The sequence below is a fragment of the Pantoea sp. X-Soil-TKNS-1207 genome, assembly GCF_059730485.1.
This window is the reverse complement of the sequence record NZ_AP035958.1, coordinates 2,094,118-2,109,193: the sequence shown is the minus strand read 5'-3', so window position 1 is coordinate 2,109,193 and position 15,076 is coordinate 2,094,118. Positions and strand designations below refer to the sequence as shown.

Annotated in this window: 12 protein-coding genes; 7 read left to right on the top strand and 5 right to left on the bottom strand. The window is 54.6% G+C overall.

Annotated elements, in window-relative coordinates; translation table 11 throughout:
- The first annotated feature begins 416 nt into the window (after nucleotides 1–416).
- Nucleotides 417–5,123 carry a hypothetical protein gene (locus AC6I8V_RS09910; protein WP_497845692.1) on the top strand — a complete coding sequence of 1,569 codons (4,707 nt, stop codon included), beginning with the start codon at nucleotides 417–419 and terminating at the stop codon, nucleotides 5,121–5,123.
- Nucleotides 5,124–5,173: 50 nt separating this feature from the next.
- Here AC6I8V_RS09910 and AC6I8V_RS09905 read toward each other — a convergent pair whose 3' ends face one another.
- The 3 genes from AC6I8V_RS09905 to AC6I8V_RS09895 are packed head-to-tail and all read right to left on the bottom strand — an operon-like array spanning nucleotide 5,174 to nucleotide 8,983.
- The gene (locus tag AC6I8V_RS09905) at nucleotides 5,174–6,286 is read right to left on the bottom strand and encodes a lactonase family protein (protein ID WP_497845691.1); all 1,113 of its coding nucleotides are present in this window, start codon (nucleotides 6,284–6,286) and stop codon (nucleotides 5,174–5,176) included.
- Nucleotides 6,287–6,303: 17 nt separating this feature from the next.
- A complete protein-coding gene (locus AC6I8V_RS09900) occupies nucleotides 6,304–7,650 on the bottom strand; it encodes an enolase C-terminal domain-like protein (RefSeq protein WP_497845690.1) in 1,347 nt (448 codons plus the stop codon).
- Nucleotides 7,628–8,983, bottom strand: a complete 1,356-nt coding sequence (locus AC6I8V_RS09895; protein WP_497845689.1) for an MFS transporter — start codon at nucleotides 8,981–8,983, stop codon at nucleotides 7,628–7,630. Before AC6I8V_RS09895 ends, AC6I8V_RS09900 begins: the two co-directional genes overlap by 23 nt.
- A 227-nt stretch (nucleotides 8,984–9,210) precedes the next feature.
- Here AC6I8V_RS09895 and lplA point away from each other — a divergent pair, with 227 nt between their 5' ends.
- The 3 genes from lplA (at nucleotide 9,211) to AC6I8V_RS09880 (ending at nucleotide 11,865) form a co-directional block, all read left to right on the top strand.
- Nucleotides 9,211–10,227, top strand: a complete 1,017-nt coding sequence (lplA, locus tag AC6I8V_RS09890; protein WP_497845688.1) for a lipoate--protein ligase — start codon at nucleotides 9,211–9,213, stop codon at nucleotides 10,225–10,227.
- 324 nt (nucleotides 10,228–10,551) lie between these two features.
- Nucleotides 10,552–10,884 carry a hypothetical protein gene (locus tag AC6I8V_RS09885; RefSeq protein ID WP_497845687.1) on the top strand — a complete coding sequence of 111 codons (333 nt, stop codon included), beginning with the start codon at nucleotides 10,552–10,554 and terminating at the stop codon, nucleotides 10,882–10,884.
- Nucleotides 10,885–11,130: 246 nt separating this feature from the next.
- A complete protein-coding gene (locus AC6I8V_RS09880) occupies nucleotides 11,131–11,865 on the top strand; it encodes a hypothetical protein (protein WP_497845686.1) in 735 nt (244 codons plus the stop codon).
- 8 nt (nucleotides 11,866–11,873) lie between these two features.
- Here AC6I8V_RS09880 and AC6I8V_RS09875 read toward each other — a convergent pair whose 3' ends face one another.
- Nucleotides 11,874–12,041 (bottom strand): hypothetical protein, encoded by a 168-nt coding sequence (locus tag AC6I8V_RS09875; protein ID WP_497845685.1) that lies wholly within the window; start codon nucleotides 12,039–12,041, stop codon nucleotides 11,874–11,876.
- Nucleotides 12,042–12,101: 60 nt separating this feature from the next.
- Between AC6I8V_RS09875 and AC6I8V_RS09870 the strand changes: the two genes are divergently transcribed.
- Genes AC6I8V_RS09870 through curA form a run of 3 tightly spaced genes read left to right on the top strand, consistent with a single transcriptional unit; the run spans nucleotide 12,102 to nucleotide 14,086 of the window.
- Nucleotides 12,102–12,545, top strand: coding sequence for an Xre family toxin-antitoxin system antitoxin (locus AC6I8V_RS09870; protein ID WP_497845684.1), 444 nt, complete (start codon nucleotides 12,102–12,104; stop codon nucleotides 12,543–12,545).
- Nucleotides 12,542–13,003, top strand: coding sequence for an RES family NAD+ phosphorylase (locus AC6I8V_RS09865; protein ID WP_497845683.1), 462 nt, complete (start codon nucleotides 12,542–12,544; stop codon nucleotides 13,001–13,003). The genes AC6I8V_RS09870 and AC6I8V_RS09865 overlap by 4 nt, the downstream gene beginning before the upstream one ends.
- A 57-nt stretch (nucleotides 13,004–13,060) precedes the next feature.
- Entirely contained in the window at nucleotides 13,061–14,086 is a 1,026-nt protein-coding gene (gene curA, locus AC6I8V_RS09860; protein WP_497845682.1) for an NADPH-dependent curcumin/dihydrocurcumin reductase, read from the top strand.
- A 22-nt stretch (nucleotides 14,087–14,108) separates the two neighbouring features.
- On the opposite strand, the gene AC6I8V_RS09855 is transcribed toward curA, so the two are convergent.
- Nucleotides 14,109–15,011 (bottom strand): LysR family transcriptional regulator, encoded by a 903-nt coding sequence (locus AC6I8V_RS09855; protein WP_497845681.1) that lies wholly within the window; start codon nucleotides 15,009–15,011, stop codon nucleotides 14,109–14,111.
- Between the last annotated feature and the right edge of the window lie 65 nt (nucleotides 15,012–15,076).

The following is a 15,076-nucleotide window of genomic DNA, read 5'->3' as shown; positions in this document are numbered from 1 at the left end:
CCTGTCTCAAACGTGATGCCGTCAGCCGTGAGCCATGGTTAAACCGTCTGGCGGCAGAGGATCGTAACCGCTGTCGCGATTTTGAACAGAAACTCACGGCCTGTCTGGAGAAGATGGCCTTCTGGCAACCGCGTTCGACCCTGCTGCTGCCGCTGGTTAACGGGCTGGCTCCCTATCTCAGCGTCGGTATCGATCTCCTGATCCCCCCTCTCGCCCCCGCCCCGGCGCCACCCGCGCCGGGACAAACGCTATTTGCCAGCCCGGTTTTCCCTGGCGAGACCGGCCCGGATGCAGAGGGGTGGTTCGACCCGATCAGCCTCGTCCTCAACCTGCCCGCTGAGGTTGATCGGCCGCCGCTGAACCTGCGTCAGGGGCAATCCGTTTGCCTGCGGATAGCGAAATGTCCGTCAGGCATCGTGCAAGCGTCCGGCAATCAGAGTGCAGGCTTTGACATGGCGGGTTTTGGCATCGAAGCGAATCTGGCCACCCGGCTCTGCGTGAGTAATCACCACCAGCCTGCGATCAGCATACAACGGGGGTTGAACCGTGCCGCCTCCCCTTATCCCTCGCAGATTTATCGCCACCCATTGCAGATCGCCGGGGCGAACGAAGTCGCAAACCACGCGGTTTGCCCTGAACCGCCGGTCGTCACTGGCGCCGCCGCCCGTGCCGGGCCGGAGGTTTTGCCGCATCCCGCCGCGCTGCGCGCCGCGTCGTCCGGCTGGCATCTGCTGCCGCTGGTCGGGGCGCAGGATATCGATATGCCCCAGGATAATGGCGAGGATCTGGACCCTTTCGGGCCGATGGTCGGGTTTGATGAGTGGCCATTCTATGATTATGACGAGACGTCGCCTCCTGCCGTCTCCCCGTCCGCGTCGGTGGCATCGGCCGAGCAGATTGATTACGAGGTCAATCTGTTCTCGCGCGATAAACGCCCCTTTTTTCCTTTTCAGTTCACGGCACAAGCCCGGACAACAGCGACTCCGCGCCGGACCACACTGGCGCCCCCAGCCACAACGCCGGATAGTATGAGCGTGCTGTTTGGCGGCGCCGATGAATCAACAACTGTGGGTTCATGCCGCATAAAACAGCCGTCGCCTGACGTCCGCGATCTCGCTGACATGCTGGATAAAGCACAACAGTGGATCGCACAGCTTCAGGCCGGGAAAGCTGATAGCAAAATTCACGCCTTTTTCCTGCAATTGACCGGCAATGCCAATTCACCCCGCACGCCGTTGGAAGAAGTGGTCACCCTCGCCCGGAAATTAGTCACCGGCAACCCGCCCCCTTACGCTATTGACGAGAACGCGGCGCGCCAGTTCGCCGCGCTGTTATTTGCGGGTTCCGGTTTCCAGGAAAATAGAGAGTTGCTGGATGCCTGGGTGCGTTCATCCGAAGGGAGAAAACAGCTGACGGATATCCTGCTGTTCGGCATCGATCGGGCGATCCCCGATGCGGGAAAATTAGTTTCCGCGAGCATGAATAGCCTGCTGGAGAGAATGAAACCCGACATTACCCGATTCTCTGCGCTGGCGAATATTCTTACCGATTTGCAGAACGGCTTCAGAAATAATCTGATCGCCTCGGTGCTGAATACCGGGGGAACGCCACCCGCCTTTATTACCAACGAGATCGTCATAGAGAAACTGCAATTTCTGCACCGGCAATTTATTGAACATCACCTTCCCTGCTTTCGCCTGTGTGAACAGCAGGCGGTCAGCGACGAAATCGTGCTTTCTGAGAATGGCGTACTGTTAACGATGGCAGCGGGGATGATTGCCGATAACGACAGATTACAGACCATCACGCCAAAGACGCTGAAACAATTCGGTTTGCAGGCCATATTGCGCCTCTCTGAAGATCAGGTGCTCAGCATGTTTTCCTATTACGACGATCTGCTGGCTAAAGGCCATTTCAGAATGATAGATGTCCTGAATAATCTTCAGATTAAAGGTGAATTGTTAGTCCGCACACTCTATCTCAACAACAAAATTTATCACGGTTTGCAGCAAGGCGCGGAACAGCTCTGGCAACTCAACACTGACTATCAGGCTCTGGCCCAGGTGGAAAAACAGTTGTGCATTCTGGCCCTTGGACAGATGCCCGCGGTCGATCAGGATTTTTTTCTGCATGCATCGCGTGAACCCCAGGGGCTTGAAGTGATGTTTATTCGCGCGGGAAATGCATCAGACCCCATTAAAAACCCCCATTTTATCGGCTTTAACCTGGCGGGAGAGTTTGACGGTATTATTCGCTGCTATTTTTTCTCGGTGATCCCGGCGCTAAATAATCTGGCCGCGCCCATCGCCTTTAACGATTCCGACATTTACCGCAATAAAGAGCATTACACCCGCTGGATTAACCAGGCGGGCAAAGCCGATTTTGTCGCTCGCCTGTCGGCGCAGGCACCCGGTGAGTTGTCGCAAATTAGGTTCTTTGCCAGCGATAAACAGGGCCTTCCCCAGGCCAGCGTCAGGGAAAACTGGAGAATTTATAGTCAGAGTTTAAGCCAGGGTATTACCCGTCTGCGTTTTCCTGAAGTGAGACCATTGCCATCGGCAGCCCCTGCGGCAGGCGGTCTCGATAACGCCGTCAGTTTTGCCGGCAATTTACTCTATCAACTCTCGCCGATAGAGTCCTGCAAGCAGGCGGTGAGTGATATTTTCGACCGCCCGGAGACGTTGAAGAAAATATTGATCAGCCTCGAGCAGAGCGCGTTATGTCTTTATGATATCTCGCCGGAAGGAGAAGGCAGCAAGCTGATAAAATTTATTTCTTATGGTCTGCGCTCGGTCGTGGGGAAAATAACCGAAAAATTCCGCGAAGAGAGTCAGCGCGCTTCCTCCGCAGAGAATCAGAATCCGAATGAAGCACAGTGGCTTGCGGAAAAGAGATATATTGAAGATAGCCAGGTTAAAAACCATCTCGCGAACTCTACATTATTTAGCGCCGAGTTTGGCTGGATGCTGCATAACAACTCTCTGAATATGCGTCAGCTACCCTCGCAGGTGAAGATTATTGAGGTGTTTTGGGATATCACCACCGATCAGATATATTGCAAAACCAATAGCACCGCCGGAATAAAAAAATATCGCTTTGATCAGCAGAACTTCCTGTTACTTCCCAGCAATCACCTCAGGTCTCCTCAGGCGCTCACCATTAACACCCGCCGTTTTCTGGACAACATTGAAGGTGGCACGCTGGATGAATTAAAGCTGGATCGGCTCGAAGAAGATATAAAAGTGACCAAAAAATACAGCCCGGTCTATTTTAAAAGAGAGTTCACGCCGATAGACTTTAACACAGCCAATATTACAGCGACGTTTTTTGATAATCTGATCGCCCCGGTTGGCTGGCAACCGCAACGGCTTTGGGTAAAAAAAGAGGATGGTGACGAGATTATCACTGAATGGAAAGACAGCAATAACCAGATTCATTTTCATCAGCTGAGCAAGTATCTCGAAATCTTTCAGGAGTGGCACGGTGAAGTTGACAATAATAACGGCCATGCGACGCGCGCGAAGCGGGATATTTCGACTGCCGCGCCGTTATTCACCGACCTGGTGAGTCCGTTACAGTATGGTTATACGGCGTTAAATCCCTTTGAAGATCATCAGCGCCAAATCACATTGCAGAGATTAGTTGAAAAAGGCAACCTGCTTCCCGATCCGCCCCATTTTGCGGAGATTGCCTGTCGTAAAATGATGAAAGAGCTGCGACACATCCTGCCGCTTGATTTTATCCGTGGCAAATATCCTGCCGCCAGTAATTTTATTGAAAAGTTCGCCAGCTGGGAAACGGCCGCCCTTATTAATGATGGGTTCAATAAGTTTGTCAAAGCGGTCGAACTCTTCCACAGCGAAAATCCTGATGAAGAATCATTTTATCAAAAAGCGACTCACTTTATCATCCACCTGAGAGATCTGGATAAGAAAAAGAAGGCGTTTAACTACCTGAACCGCGACTGGAAAGAAGAACTGGATTTATATTACAATGACTATCTTGCGCGTGAAATGCAGGTTAACCGGCGATTAAATAAAATTATTGATAAGGTCAGATATCCAGGCACAAAGGACGATTCGAATTACATTCTGAAAACCAGAACCACACAAGACATGGCAACAAAATATCCGCAATTCCTTGCACTGCTTAATCTGAATCTTCAGGAGATACATACTCAGGCTGAAAGGATTAGCAATCTGTTTAATAACAATCACTATCCCGGCCTGATGAAAGAGGTCCTGCATGAATTCACGCTTAAGCTATTTACTGATGCTGAGGCGGAATCCTTTACCGCAGATTTCCGCCGATTACAGAACAACCTGCTGGCCCTCACCCCTGACAGATTCAGAATTTTCGAAGAAAGAGTATCAAAAGATGGAAAGCTGGTTTCCGGCTGTTTTAAAAATAAAGAAGAGAAGAATCTTTTCGGCAATGGTGAGATAGCCTTTACCATGATCGCAGATGGACACAAACATATCTATCTTCAGGAGATAAGCAACAGTGATTTAATTAAGCAGTTATTTACCCACGAGGCCGGACATATCAATAACGGGTTAGACATTGCCTATACGCCACCTGAAGTCTATGTGGACAGCAATAATCTGATGAAAAAATTCAGTTTTCGCGGCATTGAACTGTTCGGCAAAGATCTGTTATCCGACCGCGACCATATGGTGGATTATCTGATGCGCGACAGTCAGTTTCTGGAACGTTTCTGCGATCAGTTAGGCAAGTTTGCTGAAAAAGCCGAGCAGCGAGTGAAAATTATACATTTTATCAATACGTATTTAGGGAAAAATACTCAGCGTTATCAGTACCGCTTTAGTACGAGCGCGGAAAAAAAACGCGCCGATTTACGATCCCTGATGGATATCGCCTATAACAATAATCCATTCCTGCTCTATTTCCTGAAACAGAATGCCGATTTTATGATCAGCATCTGGCATCGGGTGGCTGAATTAGCCCGTGAGTACCTGGAACCGAATCAGAAAATAGATCCGGACGCGCTGATCAAATTCGACCGGTTAAAATCGTTAGTGCTTAAAGCCGGCGCGCTGCTGCTGGATGAAGTGAATGACGGCGCGTCGACGTCAAACAGCACCGCGTCCGCCGTCGGATAAGCCATTGCCGGGCACAGCAGCGCGCAACGTCGCGCTGCTGCCGGTGTTGATCAATAGCTCACCACCGTCACCCAGTTGGCGTCGCCACCCGCGGGCGCGCTGCCGACGCGTTTCAGCGCCCCGCTGCGCGGATTGATGGCGTAACTGCCGGTTACGTCACTTTTCTCGCCGCTGGCGATCAGCCAGTGGCCATCGGGGGTAATCGCAATGCTGCGCGGCTGTTTTTCTACCGGCCAGCTGCCAATCAGTTTCAGTTTGCCGTCGTCTTTATTGACGCGATAGCCGCTCACCGTGCTGCTGGTGCGCTCAGTCACATACAAAAAACGACCATCGGGCGTGATACGTATATCAGCTGACCAGATCCGTGGGGTGGGATCGTTATAATCGGCCAGCCGTTCACGTCCCGGTTGCAGATGATACTTCTGCGCCACGGCGTTGGGCCACTCGGCCACCTTCTTCAGCGCACCATTTTTCTGGCGCTGAAACTGGGTAATGATGCCGCCCATTTCGCCGACGTTGTAGAGAAAACGGTTATCCGGCGACATCACCGAATGACGCGCGCCGTTGCCCGCCTCCGTATCCACATAGCCGTTGCCGATCGGTGTCAGGCTGCCATCCTGGGTCAGATTGAGTTGCAGCACACGATCGGTGCCGAGATTGCCGACATACGCCGACTGTCCGGTCGCGTCGGTGATCACCGAATGCGCAGCATGGCCGGTTTTATAGGCCGCCACCGGTGGCGCAAGCACCTTGCCGTCGCTGCTCATCCGATAGACATGCACCACATCGCCATCATAGGACGATCCCAGCAGGAAGCGCCCGTGCGGGTCGGTGCTGATATAGGGATAACTGGCCGCCGCCGGGGTTTCTGTTGCTCCGGTCAGGTCGCCGCTTTGTGCATCAATCGTCCAGCTCACCAGCCGCAGCGGCTGGCTGCGAATCGCCGCATACAGATGATGATGGTCGGTGCTGAGGGCCATCGGCATCACTTTGCCACCCGCCGAGGTCTGGCCCAGCAGCGTCAGCGCGCCGGTTTTCTCATTTAGCGCGTAACGCGCAATGGTGCCGTCATTGGCCTCGGAAACGTACACGAAGGTCTGGGCCAGCGCTGGCCCACTCACTACCAGCCCGGCAAGTAATGCCAGGCGCACAGCAATTTTCATCAGTTTCTCTCCAGGATTCAGGGGCGGACCAGCGTTGGCCGTTTGGCATCGAAACGCCAGTTATCAATCAAAAATTGCATACCGATCGCATCGTTGCGGTTCTTATCGGGCAGCGCGTTATAGCGCGCATGGGCCTGCTCAACGCGCGCCATATCCAGTTGAATACCCAGCCCCGGCCCTTGCGGCAGCTCCAGATAGCCGTCACGGATCTGCGGCGGTTGCTGCGTCAGATGCTGCCCGTCCTGCCAGATCCAGTGGGTATCAAAGGCCGTCTGACGATCGCCCGGCGCCGCCGCGCCCAGATGCGCCACCATCGCCAGCGACACATCAAAATGATTGTTGGAGTGGCAGCCGGTGACCAGCCCCCACTCATTGCATAGCTGCGCCACCACGTTGGCGTTACGCATCGTCCAGAAGTGTGGGTCCGCCAGCGGGATATCGATGGCGTTCAGCTGCAACGCATGGTTCAGCTGTCGCCAGTCATTGGCGATCATATTGGTCGCGACCGGCACACCGGTGGCGCGGCGGAACTCGGCCAGGGTTTCACGCCCGGAATACCCCTGTTCGGCACCGCACGGGTCCTCCAGATAGGGCACTTTGCCTGCCAGCTGTTTGCCGAAAACGATCGCTTCATCCAGCGACCAGCTGGCGTTGGGATCGACCGTGACGCGGGCCTGCGGGAAACGCTGCAACAACGCCTCGACGGTCGCCACCTCCACCTCGCCAGGATGCACGCCACCCTTGAGCTTAAAGTCGCGAAAACCGTATTGCTGCTGCGCCGCTTCCGCCAGCCGTACCACCGCGTCACTGTCCATCGCGGCTTCATGCCGCAGCCGGAACCAGTCGCCCGCTTTGCCGCTGCCGGACTGATAATCCATCGTGGTGCGCTGACGATCGGCGATATAGAACAGATAGCCCAGCACCGGAATACGGTCGCGCTGCTTACCGCTGGCGAGCAGATCCGCCACCGGCAGGTTAAGAAACTGCCCCTGCAAATCCAGCAGCGCGGCTTCAATCGCTGCCGCCGCGTTATAAAACTTCTCCGGGTTCATCTGCGGGATGTGGATATCGTTGGTATGCGCGGTTTGCAGGGTGCGGGCATCGCTGGCATATAACTGGCTGAGCGTGGCGTTAAGACGCAGCAGCGAGCTGCCCTCGATTTGCGGTCTGAATTGTTCCAGCAGTTGCAGCGTAGAGGCGTGACAGGGCGTCTCGCCGACGCCCTGATGTCCGGCAGAGTCGGTCAGAATCACCAGAATGCGGGTGAAGTAGCAGTTATGCGCCCCGCCGATATTCAGCAACATGCTGTCGTAACCGGCAACCGGCACGATGCGCATCGATTTAATGACTGGACTGTCTGACATGGTGCTTCTCCGTGTGACCATAGGCTGGGGGGATCGGTTTGCGGCGTAACAACAGCCAGACGCCGGTGATAACCGACACGCTGGTCAGCGCGTACAGGCCGCCGGTGGTGCTGCCGGTTTGCATTTCGAGGTAGCCAAATACCGTCGGGGCAAAGAAACCGCCGAGGTTGCCGATGGAGTTAATCAGGGCAATGCCCGGCGCGGCGATGGCGGCAGGCAGTTCACCCTGCGGCATCGGCCAGAAAAAGGCGGCGCTGACTTTAGAACCGATACAGGCGACGATCATCGCCACAAAGCCAAACCACGGCGTGCCGGTGGTGGCCATCAGGGTGCCGCAGGCGGCGACCAGCATCGCCAGCCCTAAACCTTTATCCAGCCGGTCGCGATAGCGGTCGGTGGTTTTGCCCAGCAGGAACAGCGCAACGATGGCGCACAGCCAGGGAATGGCCGTCAGCAGTCCGATCTCGAAACTGTTAAAGCCCTGGATACGCTGAATAATCTGCGGCAGCCAGAACACCAGCGTGTAGCCGGTCATGGTCATGGTGAAAAAGATCAGGCAATAAAACAGCAGGTGGCGATCTTTAAGCAGTCCCCAGCGGCCATATTCCCGCGCGTGCTCATCACGTACCGCATCTTCCTGCGCCAGCTGTTGCGCCAGCGCCTGTTTTTCGGCGGAGGTCAGCCATGTTGCCTGCTCCGGGCGCGAAACCAGCACCAGCGCCGCCACCAGGCCAATCACTATCGAACCGCCCCCTTCCACCAGCATCACCCATTTCCAGCCAGCAATGCCCATGACATCGTGCATCATCAGGATCGCGCCGGTAAGCGGCCCGGAAAACAGGAAGGCGCTGGCGGTGGCGCTCAGCACCATGGCGGTGGCGCGGCCACGCCAGGCGTTCGGCACCCACTGGCGGAAATAGAACAATACGCCCGGAAAGAAACCCGCCTCCGCGACGCCGAGCAGAAAGCGCAGCAGATAAAAGTGCAGCGGCGTGCTGACAAAACCGGTCAGCACCACCACCATGCCCCAGGTGATCATGATGCGTGTCAGCCACACCCTGGCGCCGAGCTTTTTCAGCATGATGTTGCTCGGCACCTCAAACAGCGCGTAGCCGATAAAAAACAGCCCGGCGCCGAAGCCAAACGCCGCTGCACTGATGCCGGCATCGGTTTGCAGTTCAGCCTTAACAAAGCCGATGTTGGCACGGTCGATCTGGTTGATAATCAGCATTACCGCCAGCATTGGGATGATGCGACGGAAGAATTTACCGATAGCCGAGGCCATCAGCGCGGCGTGATCGTCTGAGAAATCAGGGGATTGTTGCACCGTCATGCATCACCTTTCGGGTTAAGAGCATCGCCTATAGATATATGCGGCCTTTTGCTGAGCGGTTATGTGTGATTGCCTGAGTCAGTTTGGGCATCTGGACAAAGGCCACTTTATTTCAGTGGGTTAGCCTGAAAAGGCACAAAAAGTTTAGCGCAGGATTGTGCGCTGGCTCACTGGGCGCAGATGGCTTAACATCGGGGCAAATGCTTGTTATGGAAACGGAGTCTGGCATGTCTTCTTTGCGTTTATTGCTATCGCAATCCAATGATCCCTGGTTCAACCTTGCGGTTGAAGAGTGTATTTTCCGGCAGATGCCTGCCACGCAGCGCGTGCTGTTTTTATGGCAAAACGCAGAAACCGTGGTCATCGGACGCGCCCAGAACCCATGGAAAGAGTGCAACACGCGCCGTATGGCGGAAGACCATATCAGGCTGGCGCGCCGCAGCAGCGGCGGGGGCGCGGTGTTTCACGATCTCGGCAACTGCTGCTTCACCTTTATGGCCGGTAAGCCGGAATACGATAAAAGCGTCTCTACGGCGATCATTCTCCAGGCGCTGATGCAGCTGGGTATCCCGGCGGAAGCCTCCGGTCGTAACGATATCGTGGTCAACGTAGCGGGTGAAGTGCGTAAGATTTCAGGTTCTGCCTATCGTGAAACGCCGGACCGGGGTTTCCATCACGGCACCTTCCTGATGAACGCCGACCTCGCGAGACTGGCGGATTACCTCAATCCTGATGTGAAAAAACTGCAGGCGAAAGGCATCACCTCGGTACGCTCCCGCGTGGCTAACCTGATCGAACTGCTGCCCGATATCAGTTATCAGAAAATTTGTGACGCTGTCACTGCCGCTTACTTCGCCTGGTATCAGGATCGGTGTGAGCCGGAATATATTTCGCCCGACGCCTTACCTGACCTGCCCGGTTTCACCGAACAGTTCGCGAAGCAAAGCAGCTGGGAATGGAACTTCGGCCAGGCGCCGGACTTCTCCCATCTGCTGGACCAGCGCTTTAGCTGGGGCGGTGTGGAAATCCATTTCGACGTGGAACGCGGCAGCATCAGCCGCTGCCAGATTTTTACCGACAGCCTCAACCCGGCGCCACTGGAAACCCTGGCGACGCAGTTGCAGGGCGTGGCATATCGACCGGAAGCGGTGGCGCACCAGCTCGCGCAGTTGCAGCAGGCGTTCCCGCAGCAGCAGGCGGAACTGGCCGAGCTGGCACAGTGGCTGGTCACCAGTCTGAGTTGATACGGGTCTGTGCCTGGCGTGCTGACATGCCCTTTAATTTAAATTAACCACATATGCCCTGTAGCGTTATTTCTCACGACAGGGCAAGCAGCTCGCCGTAATTATTAAATTTCCCTGTAAATGCTTTAAGCGCTGAGCCAGATTTTTATTATGCGCGGCTAAAAGGTCTGATCAGGATCTGATTCACCCGCAATAAAATCCCATAAGGAAAATCTGAAGTTTCACCACCGCTCGTGACCATCATCCAACATAACGCTAGAATCTGGCGGCCCTGACACATAACACAAATAATTTACATCGGATATATTCACTTCAAGGAATTATATGAAAGGCATTCTGGCTTTATTCATGCTTTTTGGGGCGGGTAGCGCATGTGCCAGCACCTATGTCTGCGACCAGATTGCAACACGCGATGGGAAACCTGTGGCTGCGGAAACGATAGTTAAAATTTCCGGTGCTGATTTGCAGATGAAAACGGGTGGTAAGATTCTCAGTTTTGATAACTTCAATGGAAGTACTGCTTACAGGGACAACTTTCTGCTGAAGAAAGCCAATGGTTTTTTTATGCTGGCGGAGTACGACGATAACATTGAAAACCTCTCTGGCAATGAAAAAGCGAAATCTACCTATGGATTTGGTGGCTGTGAGTTGCAGTAATTAAAGAATAAAGCCTCGCAGGAGGCTTTATTTTTCCCTCTCAGGCCAGCACTCGTGGACTCCTTCTGCTGTCGTTCAGCTGCTGACACATCCTGTGCCACCCGCCTCCCCTGTTATGCCTGATAAATTTCCTGCACGGTTTTGTTTGGCTGGTGGTTGCCTGGCCTGCAACTATCAATTTTCATAGTTGTTACCTGCCTGTTTTTTATGGTATTTATGAAAAATTAATTCTTTTCTGGTGATGTTATGAAAATTATAATTAGCGATATAAACCAATGGCTGGGTACTTCTCAACATCACGTGCAGGGCATATTAGATCTGGTGTATAAAACATTTTCTTCCATGGTTGGCAGCGAACTGAACAAAGATATTGTCGTGGGTAATCACCCTGAAGATGAAGATGCGCCCATTATCTATTATTATAATGAACCCTGCACCGCCTATAAAATTGACTTATCGCTGAGAACATTCCATCAACCACAAATCATCTATCAGTTCGCTCATGAGTTATGCCATGCTTTTTGTGATTTTAACAACCATAAAACCTACAAACAAAAATGGTTTGAGGAAACGTTGTGCGAAGCGGCCTCACTGAGTGTGCTGAATGAAGTGCTGAAGAATTACGATCAAACCGCACCCTCGCTGCAAACAGGAAAGTTTACCAGGCCGCAACTTGAGGATTATATAAACTGGCGTCTCAATTCGACTGAAAAAAACCGCGCAAAAGAATCCATCATTGAATTTCTGCAAAACAATATTCATCAGCTGGAGAATAACCGTTACCTGAGAGATAAAAACCGGGTAATTGCGTTATATCTTTGTGAACAATTCTTTTACCCGACACCCGGCTTCTGGGGAATTTTACAGTCGTATAACGCCAGACCGTTTCATGCCAGCCTTAGCTTTGCAGATTTTATTCATCATTGGGCATCAAACGGGGAGACTAGGGTACAACAATTATCCAGCCAGTTAGGTTTGTAACTTTTATCTTAACCTGAGATCGCAAACATGGTGCGTTCCTCCAGGCAAAGATGCATAGCGGCAGTAACTTGTCTGATTTGATTACCATCGGGCTGCATGGTGGCGGATGACGGTCTCTCCTGGATATAAAAAGCCGCAGGCATTGCCGCCGCAGCCAGCTGATCGCCCTTCTGCATTGACAACCTTGTACACTGCCACCATATGGTTATAATGAATTAACCAAATGGAGGTTAACCATGAAACAATTCACACTCCCCGCTTCATCACCTGCGCCGGAACGTTTGTGGCAATTTGCCGGGCTGAACAGCGCCGATGGCGTGCTGCTGATGGGGCAGATCGATCAGGGTCTGGAAGGGTCGGTGGTCAGCCGCATTGTCTCCTGGGCGCGCATTACCCAGGCCGATCTGCGTCATATGACCGGCATTCCCGGCACCACGTTTACCCGCGGACTGAAAAATCGCTTTACCTCCGAGCAGAGCGAACGGCTGGTGCGTTTTATCCGGGTGATGGATCGCGCGGTCGAGCTGTTCGAAGGAAATAAAGAGCAGGCGTTGCAGTGGCTGAATGAGCCGGTACGCGCGCTCGGCAACCAGAAACCCGGCGATCTGGTGGCGTCCGAAACCGGCGCTTATGAAGTGCTGAAGCTGATTACCCGTCTTGAGCATGGTGTCTATTCGTGACGTTATATCGCCTGACCAAAACCCGCTATCTCAGCTCGGCCTGGAGCGGCTACGGCGCCAGGGAAGGCGGTGGCCGCTGGAACAGCATTGGCGTTTCGATGGTTTACACCTCCGAAACCGCTTCTCTCACCATGCTGGAAACCCTGATCCATCTGCAAAGCGCCAGCATCCTGGATTTCTTCACGCTGCTCAGCGTGGAGGTGCCGGACGATCTGATCCAGTGGGTCGATGTCGCTCAGCTGCCGCAAAACTGGGCGGCGGCCCAGGCTCCGGCGGCGCTGCGTCAGTTTGGCGATTTCTGGATCGAGAGTCAGGCCTCAGTGGCGTTACGCATTCCCAGCGCGCTGTCGCCGGTGGAATTCAATTACCTGCTTAACCCCGAGCATCCGCAGTTCAACGCCCTCGTCAAAGACGCGGTAGAAATCCCTTTCCGTTTTGATGAGCGCTTTTCACGTTAAATCCGCCTGAGCGCATGAACTACACTTGGTCATTCTCCGTTGCACAAAGGAAGATTTATGACCGATCAACAACCGCTTAACCACGCATGGTTACTGGCTTCACGTCCTCAGGGCGAGCCGGTGAAAGAGAACTTCCGCTTTGTCGAACAGCCGCTTCCAGCCGTTCCCGAGGGCCAGATGTTGCTACGTACCCTGTATCTCTCCCTCGATCCCTACATGCGCGGACGCATGGATGACAGCAAATCCTACGCCCCGCCGGCCGCGTTGAATCAACCGATGGTGGGCGGCACGGTGAGCGAAGTGGTGACGTCACGCCATGCCGATTTCCAGCCGGGAGATCGGGTGCTGGCGGGCAGCGGCTGGCAGACGTATGCCCTGTCCGATGGCACCGGCGTGACGAAGCTCGGCAAACACCTGCCGCATCCCTCCTGGGCGCTGGGGATTCTGGGGATGCCGGGTTTCACCGCCTATATGGGGCTGATGGATATCGGACAACCCAAAGCGGGCGAAACGCTGGTGGTGGCGGCCGCCACTGGCCCGGTTGGCGCCACCGTGGGACAGTTAGGCAAAATGAAAGGCTGTCATGTGGTCGGCGTGGCGGGTGGCGAAGAGAAATGCCGCTACGCCACAGAGACCCTCGGCTTTGACGCCTGTCTCGATCACCATCGCGACGATTTTGCTGAGCAGCTGGCGGCAGCCTGTCCTAAGGGAATCGATATTTATTTCGAGAATGTGGGCGGCAAAGTGTTTGACGCGGTATTCCCGCTGCTGAATACCGCCGCCCGCGTGCCGGTGTGCGGCCTGGTGTCGGGCTATAGTCGCCGCGAGTTGCCCGCCGGGCCGGACCGCACCCCGTTGATTTTGTCGGGCATCCTGAAACGTCGCATCCGTATGCAGGGATTTATTATTTTTCAGGATTACGGTGATCGTTATGCGGAATTTTTGTCTGCCATGACGCCGCTGGTAGAGAGCCAGCAAATTCACTATCGGGAACATGTGATCGACGGGCTGGAGAATGCCCCGCAGGCGTTCTTCGATATGTTGCAGGGCAGGAATTTCGGCAAAACGGTGGTGAAGGTTTAACGCACGCGTCGTCAGATCGGCATCAGTGCCGGTCTGACAGCACGTCACGCACAAACTCCGTCAGCGCTTTTAACGCGGGCGGCACCAGCCGATGACCGGGATAATAGAGGCACAGTTCACCGAGGTTAACCTGCCATGTCGGCATCAGCCTGATTAACCTGCCCGCCTGCACGTCAGCCGCGATATGCCGCTCCGACATACAGGCAATCCCCAATCCCGCCACTGCCGCTTTCTGCGCCGACGCCAGATCGTTAACGGTGAGCAGCGGTTCCGCCTGCACTTTAAAGTGACGTTGCCCATCGCTGAGTTCCCAGCGATAGATGCTGCCGTCGGACATGCGCATACAAATGCACGGATGCGCAGTTAACGCTTCCGGTTGCTGCGGCGCTCCAGCGCGGGCGATATAGTCCGGGGAAGCGACGAGGATCATCCGCAGCGGCAGCGTCAGTTTTACCGGGATCATATCGGCCGGGATATCGTCCGCCAGCCGGATACCGGCGTCAAAGCCTGCCGCCACGATATCCACCTTCTCTCTCTGGCTGTAGATATCGGCGCGGATGCGCGGATAACGCGCCAGAAACGGCAGCAGAATGTCGTCATACCACAACGCGCAACTCTCCGGCGGCGCGTTAATCCGCAACGCCCCGGCCGGATCGCTGGGCGCGCTGGCGATCTCTTCCGATGCGCTGCGGATCATCTCCACCGCCGGGGCGATTTTCGCCATAAACCGCTGCCCGGCTTCCGTCAGCCCAACGCTGCGGGTGGTGCGGTTAAACAGGCGCGCGCCCAGCCGCTTTTCCAGCGCCGCCACCGCGTTGGTCACCGCCGAGGGCGAGATTTCCAGTTCGCCAGCCGCCCCGCTAAAACTGCCGCGACGGGCTACCGCCAGCACGATTTCAAGTTCAGAGATACCGGTTCGGTTCATCGATTATTCCGTTAGTCGCAATACCCTTTGCAGGGTCAGGCGGATTATAGCGCCAGCTGACGCGT

Coding starts and splice junctions, on each gene's coding strand:
- AC6I8V_RS09855 (WP_497845681.1), bottom strand. CDS start 15,011: ATGAACCGAACCGGTATCTCTGAACTTGAAATCGTGCTGGCGGTAGCC.
- AC6I8V_RS09875 (WP_497845685.1), bottom strand. CDS start 12,041: ATGCAGAAGGGCGATCAGCTGGCTGCGGCGGCAATGCCTGCGGCTTTT.
- AC6I8V_RS09895 (WP_497845689.1), bottom strand. CDS start 8,983: ATGACGGTGCAACAATCCCCTGATTTCTCAGACGATCACGCCGCGCTG.
- AC6I8V_RS09885 (WP_497845687.1), top strand. CDS start 10,552: ATGAAAGGCATTCTGGCTTTATTCATGCTTTTTGGGGCGGGTAGCGCA.
- lplA (WP_497845688.1), top strand. CDS start 9,211: ATGTCTTCTTTGCGTTTATTGCTATCGCAATCCAATGATCCCTGGTTC.
- AC6I8V_RS09870 (WP_497845684.1), top strand. CDS start 12,102: ATGAAACAATTCACACTCCCCGCTTCATCACCTGCGCCGGAACGTTTG.
- curA (WP_497845682.1), top strand. CDS start 13,061: ATGACCGATCAACAACCGCTTAACCACGCATGGTTACTGGCTTCACGT.
- AC6I8V_RS09900 (WP_497845690.1), bottom strand. CDS start 7,650: ATGTCAGACAGTCCAGTCATTAAATCGATGCGCATCGTGCCGGTTGCC.
- AC6I8V_RS09905 (WP_497845691.1), bottom strand. CDS start 6,286: ATGAAAATTGCTGTGCGCCTGGCATTACTTGCCGGGCTGGTAGTGAGT.
- AC6I8V_RS09880 (WP_497845686.1), top strand. CDS start 11,131: ATGAAAATTATAATTAGCGATATAAACCAATGGCTGGGTACTTCTCAA.